The following is a 14,311-nucleotide window of genomic DNA, read 5'->3' on the forward strand; positions in this document are numbered from 1 at the left end:
CGTAGCGTTGCAGCGAGGCTCCCTGCGGATTACCATGATCGGCATGCCCCTCATGCGGCGTCGGTATGATGACGATTCCGCCATATCCTGGTGACCCTATCTTGATGACAAGCCCCACGGCCTCGCCGTCCCTCACACTGACTGGATTGGGGCGGCGGTTCGGCACGTTCCGGGCTGTCCATGATGTGAACTGGACATTGGGGCCGGGGATTCACGGGCTTCTGGGTCCCAACGGTGCGGGCAAGTCTACGTTGCTGGCGATGCTGGCTGGCACGCTTCCGCCCAGTGAGGGGCGCGTTGAAAATGGTGGGCAGGATGTTACCCAATCTATGCGGGCGCACTATGCGCGCCTGGGCTATGCCCCGCAATCGGTGGACCTGCCACCCCATGCCACGCCCCGCCAATTGCTGGCCTATATGGCCGCTCTGAAGGGCCTGCCCGCGCGGGAGGCCGCCCAGCAGGCGGCCGGCTTGGCAGACGCCCTGCACATCGCGGCAAAGCTCGATACGCCGGTGGGCGATCTGTCGGGCGGAATGCGCCGCCGGCTGGTCGTTGCGCAGTCGCTGCTGGGGCAACCGGAAATCCTGCTGCTGGACGAGCCGACGGCGGAACTGGACGGGTTCGAGAAACTGGCCCTGCAATCCATCCTGACGGAGATGGCGCCGCGCTGCGTGATTGTCTTCTCCAGTCATATCGTCTCCGATCTGGAGGCCATCGCGGAGGATCTGCTGATCCTCTCAAAGGGTCAGGCCATCAGCATAGGACAGCCGGAAACGCTGGCGGCCGCCCTGGAGGGGCGGGTCGTCAGCCTTACGGTGCCCGCCACGGCCATTGATCATGCTCTGCAATTCGGTACGGTCACCGGACGCAAGCGGATGGCGGATGGTATCCGCCTGCGTTTGGTGCTGAATGCCGGAAAGGCGGCACCGCCCGGCGCCATACCGGAGGCCCCCAGCCTCGAAGATGCCTATCTGGCCGCCGTTGCGGAGCACCGGGCATGACAATCGGCGTTATCCTGGCGGTCGCCCGGTTCCAATTGGCCGGTTTCACGCGGCGGCGCGGCCTGTGGGTCTGGCTGGCGCTGGCCTGCATGCTGGCCAGTCTTGCCCTGCCACCGGTCGATGCCGGCTATGTCACGGTATCCGTGGGCACCTTACGCCCGATCTACACCGCGGAAACCGTGGGGCTGGTCGTGGGTGCGTTGGGAGTAACCGTTCTGCTGCCGGCGCATTTCATCGCCTTGCGGATCGCTTTTCCACCCACGCGTCATCCGCTTCTGCTGACGGGTGCCACGCCGGTCAGCGATACCGCCTTCGCCCTGGGCCGCTGGCTGGCCGACACCTTCTTTCTGGTGGCTTTCCTGCTGTGTTTTGGTCTCGGCGCCTTGTTCATCCAGGCTGTCCGGGGGGAGGCGCCGGTGCAGCAGCCGCTAGCATTGCTAGGTCCGCTGCTGTTGGTCAGTGTGCCCAGCGCATCGTTGCTGGCAGGGTTCCGGGGGCTGGTGGAGGCCAGGCGCTGGACGCGCGGCCCGGTGGCGGCGGGCATCCTGATGATGGTGGCCTGGCTTGTGGTCCTGCCGCTGACCACAAGTGTGTCGCGGGGGATGCTAGGACCCGTCGCCGATCCGCTGGGCGCGGGTCTGCCCATGCACGATATGGGCGGCGTGGTACCGGGAGACCATGGCACCACCTTCGGCATCCACATCACCCGATCCGTCAATGGCAGTTTCACCTGGGATGGCTTTGACTGGTCCGCCCCCTCCTACCTCGCTGCCCGGGGCATCTGGTTCCTGGCGGGTGCGGGGCTGGCCATGGCCGCAGGCCTGCTGGGCGACCGGTTTCGGGGGCCGGCGCAGGCAAGCAGGGCCAATGACGCGGCCAAGACCGCTAGACCCGCTTCCCTGAAGCAGACCGCCCCCATCAGCGTGCGCCCGAATGGGGGAAGCGGCCTTGCCGTCCTGTTGTTAGCCGAACTGCGCCTGTCACGGTCGGGATGGAAGCTGCTGACCATTTGGTTGGGCGGTGCAGTCGCGTTGGCGCTGCTGTCCGACGGGCCGGATGCGGTGCGGCGCGCGGTGGCGCTGCTGCTGCTGCCGGCCCTGTTTCCTCTCGGGGACCTCGGCGTTCGTGCATCGGGCAGGTCCCTGCTACCCTTGGCCATGGCGGTGCCGGCCTCCAGCAATGTGCGGCTGATGGCGGGCTATCTGGCGGGGCTGATACTGGCCGGGGCACCGTTGCTGTTGCTTCTTGCGGGGACGCTATTGCGCAGCGGTACCGTGCCCGGGTCATGGCTGGGCCTTGTCGTGGCGCTGGTTCCGGCAGTCGCCTTGCTGTTGGGCCGGCTGACCGGTTCGGGGCAGGCCTTCTCGATGCTGGGGCTGATCGCCTGCTATCTGCTGTTCTCGGCGTGAAGATTTGTAAGCGTCGGCGCAACTTGCTATGGTTGTAGCCGGCCCTTGCCACCACGCGCCGGGGAATGATGGGTATATTGACGCCCGAGCTGTTGATCCGTGCCTATGCCGGTGGGGTTTTCCCCATGGCGGAAAGTGCGGATGCGAAAGACCTTCTGTGGTTTGATCCGCCCTTCCGGGGGGTGTTGCCGCTGGACGTGTTCCATGTGCCGCGGCGGCTGCGCAAGACGCTGCGCCACTTCCCCTTTGATATCCGGATCGACAGCGATTTCCGCGCCACCATGATGCACTGCGCCGAGCCGGCCCCTGACCGTCCGCAGACCTGGATCAATGACGAGATCCGGGAGGCATACTGTCAGTTGCACGCCATGGGCAAGGCCCATTCGGTGGAATGCTGGCAGGATGGGCAGATGGTGGGCGGGCTGTATGGCGTTTCGCTGGGCGGTGCCTTTTTCGGGGAAAGCATGTTCTCCCGTGCCACGGACGCCAGCAAGATCGCCCTGGTGCATCTGGTGGCACGTCTGAAGGCTGGCGGCTATCTGCTGCTGGACACACAGTTCCTGACCGAACATCTGTCACAGTTCGGGGCGACAGAAATCCCGCGCCACCGCTATCGCGCGCAATTATCCAAGGCGGTCAATGCGCCAGCGGATTTTTACTGCTTGGAAGATGAGCGGGCCTTGCTGTCCGACTTCCTGCAATCCTTGACCCAGACGTCATAGACCGGGTGCTCCATGGCCGACAGGGCCGGGCTGGAAGCGAACATCCAGCCCTGGAACACCGGCACGACCGTACCGTCGGAACGCTTCTCCTGGGCATCCAGGAAGGCGGCGGATTCGGGGGGATCAATGGGTGATGCCTTTTGACAGGCCTTCACAACGATGGTCAGCTGACCAAAGCTCACCGGCTCGCCCACCTTGGCCTCAAACGTGCTGGTCCGGGCGGTCACCTTGTCCAGTCCCTGTAGCAGGGCCACGGGCATGGGGTCGAACTTCCGGGCGGGTGGCGGCGGCGGGGCCGGGCGCTGAACCGCCCCCACCGGGGCCTGCACATCCGGTGCCGCCGCGGGATCAGCAGGCGGCACTTCCTGTGCCGTTGCCGGCAAGGCCAGAACAAGGGCAAGACCGGCAAGGATGAGGCGCATCGACATTGAGGACCGCAGGCATCAGGAAACGGTTGAGGCAGGAAAGCGGCGTTTTACGGCGGCATCAAGGCCGACCGCCGCTCAGGGCGTAGCGGGTGCTTCGGCCTTCTTGTCGCCACCGGCAGAATTGAAGATGAAGCGGCCCAGCAGTTCCTCCAGGTTCACGGCGGACTGCGTGTATTCGATCGTGTCACCTGCCTTCAGCTTGTCCTCTTCCCCACCGGGGTCCAACTGAAGATAGCGGCCACCCAGCAGGCTTTCGCTGGCAATGCTGGCCGTCGTGTCACGCGGCAGCTGGACATTGCTGTCGATATCCATGCGGACCACGGCCTGGAAGGTCTGCTTGTCCAGACGCTGGCTGGTGACGGTCCCGACCTTCACGCCGGAGATACGAACATCGGCACCGGCGGCCAGACCGCCCGTGCTGCTGAACCGCGCCTCCAGCGGATATCCCGACACGGCCTTCACGCTGCTGGTCGTGTAGGCGAAGAACAAGAAGAAGCCGGCGACCAGAAGGACGACAGCACCCAGGACGGTTTCGATCACGTTCTTGCGCATGGGACAGATCAACTCCTGCCGGATTGGGACAATGCCCGATCCCTTAAACGATCATGGCGGCGCTTTTGCGGCGCCGCCATGCGACATCCCAAAGATAGGGATGATCAGTTCGGCGTCCAGGCCTCGTAATCACCCGTCGCCTTGTCGCGCTTGCCGCCAGCGAACAGGTGGCCGGGCGGACGATAGGCCTGGGTGGTGCCCGTCGGGTTGGGCTGGTGCGGCAACTGCCAGTTCTTGTGGAAGGCGCTGTCAGCCGGCAGCGGGGCGGCCATGTTGTAATGCATCCAGCCATGCCATTCCGGCGGCACCTTGGTCGCCTCCGGCTCGCCCTTGTACAGGACCCAGCGGCGGGCCTTCATGCCGGGACGCGCCTTCTTCTCTTCGAAGTAGCGGTTACCGGCAGCATCGCTGCCAACCAGCCGGCCAGCACGCCAGACAAGCAGCTTGATCTGGATGTTGGCCATCCAGGTGGCCAGGGAAATACGGTCGCTCATGGCTTTTCCGTGATGCGGAACGAAGATCGGCGGCGACTATGCACCGGCGTTGGGGAGCTTGTCCACTGCAACGCGGCAGACCCAGATGTGCTTGAAAGCAGCCTGTTATTCCCCCCGTCCCCGCAACCGGTCCGCCGCACGGCCGAACCGGCCCGTATGGTGGCGGATTTCCCAGATGGCGATGGACAAGCCGGCCACGGCCAGCGGCAGCACATAATAGATGAAGCGATAGGCTAGAAGCGCGCCCAGGATAGAACTGGCAGCGTCATGGTCGGCCATGCCCAGCAGGATGATGCTTTCGAACACGCCCAGACCGCCCGGCACATGGCTGAAGATCGCCACGATCAGGGCGGCACAGAACAGGGCCACGAAGGAGACGAACGGCACCTGCACATCAACCGGCAGCAGCATCCACAGGATGGCCGCTGTCACCACCAACTCGGCTGATGCGATGGTGATCTGCGAGACAACCCCACCCCAACTGGGCAGTTGGATCGACCAGCGCCAGATCTTAACCGGCTTGTGAGTCACAGCCGTAATCACGCAGATGGCCAGCAGGCCCAGCAGCATCAGCGCACCGGCCGCCTGTACCGCCAGTTCCGGGATCTTCAGCAGGACGGAAACGGGGTGCGGCCCGACGATCATGCCGACGGCACCGGTGAAGGTCAGGCCCAGGGTGAAGGTAGTGGTGGAGAACACCACGACCTTGGCGACATCGCCCGGCGACAGGCCGGCGGTGCCATAGGCCCGCAGCCGAACCCCTGCCCCGCTGATCACCGCCCAGCCGACATTATTGGAAATCGCATAGCCGCAGGCTGCCGCGAAGGCCGTGGTCCGGTATGGTACCTTCTTCTTCAGATAGATCAGCGCCGACAAGTCATAGAGTGTCAGCAGCCAGAAGGCCAAGGCCGTCAGGCCGATGGCCTTGATCACCTTGGACAGGGGCAACGCCTCCAGATAGGCGATCACCTCACCGAAATTCACCTCCGCCATCACGTGACGGACGGCGAAAACCAGAAGCACGCCCAGGAACAGAACCGTACCGATGCCCAGGAACGCCTTCTGCCGCCGGCTCATGCCCTCACTGGCAGGGACGGTCTGGGGCGGTTGAGACTCGGGATCGGGCGTCAGGGGCATTCAGGGCACGACTTGGCTATGATACCGGCCACATTTGGCGGGCGCACCCTGCCACCGTTGGGGACGGAATGAAACCCCCTGTCCGGTGTGGATATGCCCTGCGGCGGGCCACCTGACCTTATGCGTCACCCCGATGTGGGGATCGACGCGACTCACACAAGGGGGCGGGATGCCAAATCCAGCATTTCCGCCATGGCTCAGCATGCCGGAATGGATTCCGGCATGCTGCAATCGTCAACCACAATAAGCAGTGTATAGCCCTGTTCTCCCCAACAAAATCTGGTTGCCGGCCCCGCCCCCGGTGGCCTAGCCTCTGGCCCGTCACCATATATTGCGGTGTGGCTGCGCCTGTCCCTTTCGTGGCCGGGGCTGGTCAGGATCGCCGCCTTGTCTGGGAAAAGGGGCCAGGACCATGCGTATCGAGCGCCGTTTCACCGTCGAAGGTCAGGATGCCTATGCGGACATCCCGTTCCGAACGGCGACCAGCGAGATTCGCAATCCCGACGGTTCCACCGTGTTTCAGGCCAAGGATATCGAGGTCCCAGCGGAATGGAGCCAGGTTGCCTGTGACATCCTGGCCCAGAAATATTTCCGCCGTGCCGGTGTGCCCAAGGCGCTGAAGGCGGTGGAGGAAAACAGCGTCCCCAGTTTCCTGTGGCGCCATGTCGCGGACGCGAAGGCGCTAGCAAAGCTACCAGCCGAGCAGCGAACGGGCGGCGAGACCTCTGCCCGGCAGGTTTTTGACCGTCTGGCCGGCACCTGGACCTATTGGGGCTGGAAGGGTGGCTATTTCGATTCGGATGCCGATGCCTCGGCCTTCTACGACGAAATGCGCTTCATGCTGGCCCGTCAGATGGCGGCCCCCAACAGCCCGCAATGGTTCAATACCGGCCTGCACTGGGCCTATGGCATCGACGGTCCCGCCCAGGGGCATTTCTTTGTCGACCCGGCCACCGGTGCCGTTACCCCTTCCAACTCCGCCTATGAACGCCCACAGCCGCATGCCTGCTTCATTCAGTCGGTGGCCGACGATCTGGTGAATGAAGGCGGGATCATGGATCTGTGGGTCCGCGAGGCCCGTCTTTTCAAGTATGGTTCCGGCAGCGGAACAAATTTTTCCCGCCTGCGCGGGGAGGATGAGAAGCTGTCGGGCGGCGGCAAATCCTCCGGTCTGATGAGCTTCCTGAAGATCGGGGACCGCGCAGCGGGCGCCATCAAGTCCGGCGGGACCACACGCCGGGCCGCCAAGATGGTGACAGTCGATCTCGATCACCCCGATATCGAGGCCTATATCGACTGGAAGGTGGTGGAAGAGCAGAAGGTCGCCGCCCTGGTTACCGGGTCCAAGCAGGTGTCGCGCCACCTGAATATGGTGATGGCCGCCTGTAATGAAGGGATCGGCCCGGACGCCGAAAGGCTGGACCCCACCAAGAATCGGGCCTTGAAGCGCGCCATCATTGCGGCCCGCCGCGATCTGGTGCCCGAAAACTATATCCAGCGCGCGATCCAGCTGGCGGGTCAGGGCCATGCCGGCATCGATATCCGCACCTTTGATACCGATTGGGATTCAGAAGCCTACCTGACCGTCAGTGGCCAGAATTCCAACAATTCGGTGCGCGTACCCAATGCGTTCCTGGAGGCGGTGGACAGTGATGGCCCCTGGAACCTGATCCGCCGCACCGACGGAAAAGTGTCGAAGACACTGCGGGCCCGCGACCTGTGGGAAAAGATCGGCTATGCCGCCTGGCAGTCGGCCGATCCCGGCGTGCAGTTCGACACGACCATCAATGAATGGCACACCTGCCCGGTATCCGGTCGCATCAACGCGTCCAACCCGTGCAGCGAATATATGTTCCTGGACGATACGGCCTGTAACCTCGCCTCCATCAATCTGATGGAATTCCGGCGTCCCGATGGCCGTTTCGATATCGAATCATTTACGCATGCTTGCCGACTGTGGACCATCGCCCTGGAAATCTCCGTGGCCATGGCACAATTCCCAAGCCGCGAAATCGCGCGCTTGTCCTATGATTTCCGGACCCTGGGCCTGGGCTTTGCCAATATCGGCGGCCTGCTGATGGCCGCCGGCCTGCCCTATGACAGTGTCGCGGGCCGGTCGCTGTCGGGTGCCATCACGGCGCTGATGACGGGTGTGGCCTATGCCACGTCTGCGGAAATGGCGCGGGAGTTGGGTCCCTTCCCCGGCTTTGATGCCAACCGCGAGCCGATGCTGCGCGTCATCGCCAACCATCGCCGCGCCGCGCATGGCGCCCGCACGGGCTATGAGGGACTGTCGGTGGCGCCGGTGCCGCTAGTCAGTGATGAATGCCCCGATGCCGACCTGATCAGCGCGGCGCGCGCTTCCTGGGACCGGGCCCTGGACCTGGGCCGCGTCCATGGTTTCCGCAACGCCCAGACCACTGTGATCGCGCCCACCGGCACCATCGGTCTGGTCATGGATTGCGATACGACCGGGATCGAGCCTGACTTCGCCCTGGTTAAGTTCAAGAAGCTGGCCGGTGGCGGCTATTTCAAGATCATCAACCGTGTCGTGCCGGAGGCGCTGTCGCGCCTGGGCTATGACGATGCGGCCATTGCCAAGATCGAACGCTATGCCGTCGGTCATGGCACCCTGGTCGGCGCGCCCGGCATCTCCCATGATCGGCTGCGCAAGCTGGGCTTTGGCGACGGGGAGATCGAAAAGGTCGAGAGCGCGCTGGAATCGGCCTTTGATATCAAGTTCGTGTTCAACAAATGGATCTTGGGCGCCGATTTCTGCATCGATACGCTGGGCATCCCGGCCGACCTGCTGGACAGCGCCGGTTTCGACCTGCTGGCCCATCTGGGCTTCACCCGGAAGGAGATTGAGGCAGCCAATGTCTATGTCTCCGGCGCCATGACGCTGGAGGGAGCGCCCGGCCTTCGGGATGAGCACCTGCCCGTCTTCGATTGCGCCAGTCCTTGCGGCAAGATCGGTAAGCGCTATCTGTCGGCGGAAGCCCATATTCGCATGATGGCGGCGGCCCAGCCCTTCATCTCCGGTGCAATCTCCAAAACCATCAACATGCCCAACAGCGCGTCGGTCACGGCATGCACAGACGCCTATATGCTGTCCTGGCAACTGGGGCTGAAGGCCAACGCGCTCTACCGCGACGGGTCCAAACTATCCCAGCCGCTAAATGCTCAGATTCTGGAGGACGACGAGGATGATTTGACCGGTGAGGAGCCCACCTTACTGGAACGCGTGGTGGAGGCGCCAGCCGCCGCCCGCATCCCACTGGTCGCCGAACGGGTGGTCGAACGGGTTGTTGAGCGCGTGGTGGAAAAGGTTGTGCGGTCCGGCGGGCGCGAAAAGCTGCCGCAGCGGCGCAAAGGCTATACCCAGAAGGCCATGGTCGGTGGGCATAAGGTCTATCTTCGCACCGGCGAATATCAGGATGGCCGTCTGGGCGAAATTTTCATCGACATGCACAAGGAAGGTGCCGCCTTCCGGTCGATGATGAACAATTTCGCCATCGCGGTCTCGCTGGGCCTGCAATATGGCGTGCCGCTGGAAGAATATGTGGAGGCCTTCACCTTCACCCGTTTTGAACCGTCGGGCATGGTGCAGGGCAACGATGCCATCAAGATGTCGACCAGCATCCTGGATTATGTGTTCCGGGAACTGGCCATCTCGTACCTTGGCCGCAACGATCTGGCGCATGCCACGCCGGAGGATCTGCTGCCCGATACGATGGGCCGGGGCGATGCCCAGGCCGATCTGGCCGGTGTGCCGGAAGCCGCCAATACGGCGCCGGAATTGCCGGACAATGCTGCCTACATGACGCAGGAGACGCTGGCCGCGGTCGCACGTATCGCTTCGACCGGCTATGTCCGTTCAAACCTGCGCGTAGTGCCGGGTGGACAGCAGGGACGGGTTTTGGCTGGGTTCCAACAGGCAACGACGGCTTACGCCGCTACCGGCACCGACGTTACCAGCTATGCCGGCGGCGCGTCGGTCCATTCCGACAGCCTGTCCAGCACGGCCCTGCGTGGTGGCACCGTGGGCCGGCACGATGCCCGGTTCGAAAAGGTCAGGGAAGCCCGCGCCCGTGGGTATGAGGGCGACCCCTGCCCCGAATGCCAGAACATGACCCTCGTCCGTAACGGGACCTGCCTGAAATGCGACACATGCGGCGGCACGACGGGCTGCAGTTGATCTTCAACCCTGCCTGCGGCGGGCATGGTGGGCCTGGACCAGCCGCCGGGCCTGCCGCAAACGCTCGGGGTCGGACAGGTCGGCCGTGACCATGTCCGATTTGCTGGGAATCGGCAGGTCGGATGGCCATTCCCGGTGCCGCATCCAATTGGCCATGGCCATATAGGCCTGTGGGTCCAGCCGCCGCAGTGCTGGTCGCGTCAGGCAACCGGCGTTGATCCAGGGCATCCAGACGGCACGCAGGAAACCGGCGATGTTCTGCGCCTGGTCGGGCCGATCCGCGTATAGCAGCGGCGCGCGAACGGGCAGTTCCAGGGGCGTTGACACGCCCGGCAACGCCCCCTCACCCGCCAGGAACTGCCCCACCCATTCCAGCAATGCCGGGCCACCCGGATGGTCGGGCAGATGCCGGTGAAGGCTGTCGCGCAGATCGGCCAGAACCGCCGCCGCACCGGTGGGAACAGGGGACTTTACGGATGATAGGGGTGCGGTCCAACCGAAGAAGCGGACATTGGATGCGGGCTGTGCCGGCGCATCCGATCGCCGGCCCAACAGCGCCAGAAGCCGCCCCCTTCCGTCCGCCGCTGACCTTCGTTCACCCGCGTTCCGGTAATGCATGCCGGCGACATAGTCGGGCTGGGCCAGTAGAAAATGGCCGAAATGCTGCGCCAACTCGTAAATGTACCATTCATTGGCGCGGAAACCCTGTTCCCACGCCATGCGTGACACGCCCGGCATGGCCCGTAGGCCCATGGTGATGCGCCAGGGTGACGGCTCGATCAGGTCCGTCAGGGTCAGGCTGGCGCCGATGAAATATTGGTGGTCGGCGAAGAAGTCCTCGAACGCCAGGGTACGCGGGCAAAGCAGCAGGCGTTCATGAGCCGCCGGCGCGCCGGTCCAGAAGATCGCCGCCTCATGCCGCCGCACCATGGTCTGGCGCAGGATGGGGGAGCCGAGAAAGGCGAAGGGCTTGCGGATATAGGCTGGGATGACACCCAGATTGCCATCAATGGACCAAGCCACCCCATCTTCAGCAGGCCGCAGCAAATGGCGGATGGTAATATTGTACTGGTCAATGGCGAACCGTGCCAATTCCGTCAGAAACAGGGCCTCCACCCGATCCCGCGACGGGGCCGGCGGCACGCCTTCACAGGCCTGCTCCACACGCTGAAGATAGGTGCCCAAGGCCACCATCTGTGTGGTCCGAATCCGGGACTCGGTCCCGTCAGGATGAATGCCGCCTGTCATGGCTTCACCATAACGCAGGGCAACGGCCATGGGCAGCACCCTATTCGTCGCTGGAGGGCCCTGGCGAAACCGAAACGGTGGCGCAACAGCCCAATCCAGGCCTTCTACGGACGCACCCCAGGGCCGCTATCGTGGTTTTGCAGGCACACAATGCCGCAGTTGCGCAACAGAGACGCATGTTTCTGTTGCGCAACGGTGCACCGGGGTCCAAACATTGTCCGTTGACGAAGGGCCAGACTGTTCCGGGCCTCATTGGTGGTCGCGTCGATGAATCGCAGGGATTTGCTCCGTTTTGCTCTGGGTGTCCCGGTTGCTGTGCCGATGGCATCGGTCACGCTGCTGCACGTCCCCCCGTCGCATGCCCAGGCGCAGGAGGGTGGCAAGCCGAAGCCGCCGTCGCGCAAACCCCGTCCGCCCCGCCTTGTCATGCTGGACCCCGGCCATGGCGGTCATGATCCCGGCTGCATCGGGGCCAAGGGCACCTATGAGAAGAATGTCGTCCTGGACATTGCCAAGGAGGTCGCCCGTCTGGTGGGCAAGACCAAGGGCTGGCAGGTGGAGCTGACGCGCGACGACGACAAGTTCATCGATCTGAAGGAACGCGTGCGTATCGCCCAGGGTGCGAAGGCCGACCTGTTCATCTCCATCCATGCCGACAGCGCGCCCAATAAGTCGGCGCGCGGCATGTCCGCGTATACGTTGTCGGAGAAGGCCAGCGATGAATTCGCCGCCGCCATCGCCCAACAGGAGAATATTGCCGGTGGCCTGGGGCTGGACGTGTCGGGCCTGGATGAGAAGGTGGCCGGCATCCTAATGGACCTAGCCGCCCGCCACACCGTGACGGCGGCGCTGCATGCCAAACAATCGATCATCCAGGGGGCCGGCAAGGATGTCCGCCTGCTAGAAAACCCCATGCGGTCGGCGAATTTCGCGGTGCTGAAAGCGCCGGACATCCCGTCGCTGCTGATCGAAACCGGTTTTCTGTCCAATCCCCAGGATGAGACGCTGCTGCGCGATGCCAAGGCGCGCCGCAATATCGCAGGCATCCTGGCCCGTGAACTTACTGCGGTGATGACAGCCGCTCCCTTCGCCTGAGGCCCCCTTCACCCACCCCGCCGGGGCGGAAACCGCATCCCCCGGCCCGGTTCTCACCACATTTCACCGTTAAAGTCTGGCCGTGCCACGGGAAAATCACGGCCGCAGGAGGCATGAACGATGGGGAACATGCGCCTTTGGGCGCCCAGGGGTCTGGGGATGGCGATGCTGCTGGCGGTGGGCGTTGCCCTGGCCGCCCCGGCCATTGCACAGACGGATGCGGGGAATAATCCGGCCGTTGCCGCGTTGGATGATGACGGCCTTCGCAAGGCCGTCGAAAAGCGTTGGCGCGACAATGGCGGATTGGACGAACGGCTGCGCGTAGAGGTACGCGACAGTCGGGCGCTACTGACCGGCCGGGCCGCCAACCCCGACGAACGGGTGAACGCCGTGAAGCTGGCTTGGCAGGTCGATGGCCTGAAGGAAGTGATCAACGAGATCGGGATCGGCGACGAAAGCAGCCTGTCCGACCGGACCACGGACATGTGGATCACGGCGCAGTTGCGCAAGGATTTGATGACGGATGCGGAGATCACGTCGGGTAACTACACGATCGAGACGGTCAATCAGGTGATTTACCTGATGGGCCGCGCCCGCTCGCCGCAGGAACTGGAACGGGTACGCAACCATGCGCGTGAAATCGCGCGGGTCCGGCGGGTGGTGAGCCATGTCCAAGTTTCAAATTGACGCCGCGCGCCTGTGGGGACAGGCGCTGTTCGCCCCTGCCTTGCTGGCCCTGGCGCTGCTGATGGCACCCAGCGTCGCGTGGGCGCAGACCAGCGACCAGAATGCGCAGGCCAACCGGCAGTTCGTGCAGGCCATGCAGTCAATCCGGCAGGCCGATCAGTCCTACGATGAGGCGGAGCAGACGAAGCTTCTGCAGCAGGCGGACGCGTTGCTGGCCGACATCATCACCCGCCTGCCGGAAAGCACGCTGGCCGTGCAGTTGATGACCAATCAATTCATCGGCGATTTCGACTATGTCGAGTTCAAGAACCGGCTGCGCGGGTTGGTCTGTGCCGACCCGAAATCCAATGCCTGCCTGCTGCACCGGATCGAGGCGCTGGTGACACCCATCGAATATCCCATCGCGGCCCCGCGCTGGGACTGGCTGTCACTGGCCATCGCTTATCATCAGATAGGGGATAAGGCACGGGTGAGACCCATCGTCGCCCCTTTCGTGCAGGCCCTGCGGACGGGTGGGGCCAAGGGGGACGTCAGCCCCGACCTGTTCGTCAGCCGTACCCTGGCCCTGACAGGCGAGGTCGATCGAGCCCTGGCCATCACGCGTGAGTTCCAGGATTGCGCCACCCGCGTCTATAACCTGTCCGACATTGTCGAGGCGCTGGTCTGGCGTGGCGATATGGCAAAGGCGACGGAGATCACCGAAGAGGTGACCGAATTCGCCCGCACCCAGGGCTGTGCCTGGGAGTTGGGCCTTGTGGCGCAGTCGTTACTGCACGTAGGGCTGGAGGCGCGGGCGCGCACCTTGTTCCTGAATACCGTGGAGGAGCAGTTCAGCCGCTTCAAGGACCGCCGTGGCAATTGCTGCCCGCCGGAACTGGCGGTTGCTGCCGGCGATCTGGGGGACACCAATCTGGCCTTAGGCCTGCTGCGGACGGTGCAGGAAGAAAGCCCCTGGACCATCCCACAGGTGCTGGGCCGCCTGGAGGCGCGGGGCGAAAAGGTCCTGACCCTGACCTATGCCGACCAGCTGCAGGATAATGACTTGAAAGCCGAAACCTATGTCGAGTTGATCGACGGAGCGCTGAAGGCCAAGGACCGGGGTCAGGCCGATACCTTGTCGGCCCGGCTGGACAAGACCCTTACCGACAGCCGCACGCCCATCACGCTGGTGCAGCGGGCACGGGCGGACAAGCTGCTCTACAGCGATAACCGTTGGCGCGGCACCTTTCAGGCCGCGATTTCAGAGGCGGAGCGCGGTTCCGGCCAACGCCGCGATATTGCTGTGCCTCTACTGGCAGCTTTGGTGGAAATCGAGACGGGCAAGCCGATGCTGGAGTAAC

At 63.9% G+C, this 14,311-nt stretch carries 12 protein-coding genes; 7 read left to right on the plus strand and 5 right to left on the minus strand.

The features are described from left to right. Positions 1–104 precede the first annotated feature (104 nt). The 3 genes from C0V82_RS05880 to aat all read left to right on the plus strand — a co-directional run bounded on the left by C0V82_RS05880 (position 105) and on the right by aat (position 3,132). A complete protein-coding gene (locus C0V82_RS05880) occupies positions 105–1,001 on the plus strand; it encodes an ABC transporter ATP-binding protein (protein WP_158659756.1) in 897 nt (298 codons plus the stop codon). Then, the gene (locus C0V82_RS05885; RefSeq protein WP_102111529.1) at positions 998–2,410 is read left to right on the plus strand and encodes a hypothetical protein; all 1,413 of its coding nucleotides are present in this window, start codon (positions 998–1,000) and stop codon (positions 2,408–2,410) included. The genes C0V82_RS05880 and C0V82_RS05885 overlap by 4 nt, the downstream gene beginning before the upstream one ends. Before the next feature lie 68 nt (positions 2,411–2,478). Further along, positions 2,479–3,132, plus strand: coding sequence for a leucyl/phenylalanyl-tRNA--protein transferase (gene aat, locus C0V82_RS05890; RefSeq protein ID WP_102111530.1), 654 nt, complete (start codon positions 2,479–2,481; stop codon positions 3,130–3,132). Here the strand turns inward: aat and C0V82_RS05895 are convergent. From C0V82_RS05895 to C0V82_RS05910, 4 genes are all read right to left on the minus strand, one after another. Further along, positions 3,066–3,560, minus strand: a complete 495-nt coding sequence (locus C0V82_RS05895) for a DUF2155 domain-containing protein (RefSeq protein WP_245924173.1) — start codon at positions 3,558–3,560, stop codon at positions 3,066–3,068. The two genes, aat and C0V82_RS05895, sit on opposite strands and share 67 nt — an antisense overlap. A gap of 75 nt (positions 3,561–3,635) precedes the next feature. Further along, complete coding sequence (mlaD, locus tag C0V82_RS05900) at positions 3,636–4,112, minus strand: outer membrane lipid asymmetry maintenance protein MlaD (protein ID WP_102111531.1); 477 nt, start codon at positions 4,110–4,112, stop codon at positions 3,636–3,638. 104 nt (positions 4,113–4,216) lie between these two features. Beyond that, positions 4,217–4,606, minus strand: coding sequence for an NADH:ubiquinone oxidoreductase subunit NDUFA12 (locus C0V82_RS05905; protein ID WP_102111532.1), 390 nt, complete (start codon positions 4,604–4,606; stop codon positions 4,217–4,219). Positions 4,607–4,711: 105 nt separating this feature from the next. Further along, entirely contained in the window at positions 4,712–5,683 is a 972-nt protein-coding gene (locus C0V82_RS05910; RefSeq protein WP_158659757.1) for a putative bifunctional lysylphosphatidylglycerol flippase/synthetase, read from the minus strand. Positions 5,684–6,155: 472 nt separating this feature from the next. On the opposite strand from C0V82_RS05910, the gene C0V82_RS05915 reads away from it, so the two are divergent. Further along, on the plus strand, positions 6,156–9,941 hold the full coding sequence (locus tag C0V82_RS05915; RefSeq protein WP_102111534.1) for a vitamin B12-dependent ribonucleotide reductase: 3,786 nt from the start codon (positions 6,156–6,158) through the stop codon (positions 9,939–9,941). Between the two features lie 3 nt (positions 9,942–9,944). Here the strand turns inward: C0V82_RS05915 and C0V82_RS05920 are convergent, their stop codons facing one another. Beyond that, the gene (locus C0V82_RS05920; RefSeq protein WP_102111535.1) at positions 9,945–11,219 is read right to left on the minus strand and encodes a hypothetical protein; all 1,275 of its coding nucleotides are present in this window, start codon (positions 11,217–11,219) and stop codon (positions 9,945–9,947) included. Between the two features lie 291 nt (positions 11,220–11,510). Here C0V82_RS05920 and C0V82_RS05925 point away from each other — a divergent pair, with 291 nt between their 5' ends. The 3 genes from C0V82_RS05925 (at position 11,511) to C0V82_RS05935 (ending at position 14,310) form a co-directional block, all read left to right on the plus strand. Continuing rightward, positions 11,511–12,284, plus strand: a complete 774-nt coding sequence (locus tag C0V82_RS05925; protein ID WP_245924174.1) for an N-acetylmuramoyl-L-alanine amidase family protein — start codon at positions 11,511–11,513, stop codon at positions 12,282–12,284. A gap of 159 nt (positions 12,285–12,443) precedes the next feature. Next, the gene (locus tag C0V82_RS05930; RefSeq protein ID WP_158659758.1) at positions 12,444–12,971 is read left to right on the plus strand and encodes a BON domain-containing protein; all 528 of its coding nucleotides are present in this window, start codon (positions 12,444–12,446) and stop codon (positions 12,969–12,971) included. Then, complete coding sequence (locus C0V82_RS05935; protein ID WP_245924175.1) at positions 12,952–14,310, plus strand: hypothetical protein; 1,359 nt, start codon at positions 12,952–12,954, stop codon at positions 14,308–14,310. Before C0V82_RS05930 ends, C0V82_RS05935 begins: the two co-directional genes overlap by 20 nt. Position 14,311 lies beyond the last annotated feature (1 nt).

The sequence above is a fragment of the Niveispirillum cyanobacteriorum genome, assembly GCF_002868735.1.
Classification (GTDB): domain Bacteria; phylum Pseudomonadota; class Alphaproteobacteria; order Azospirillales; family Azospirillaceae; genus Niveispirillum; species Niveispirillum cyanobacteriorum.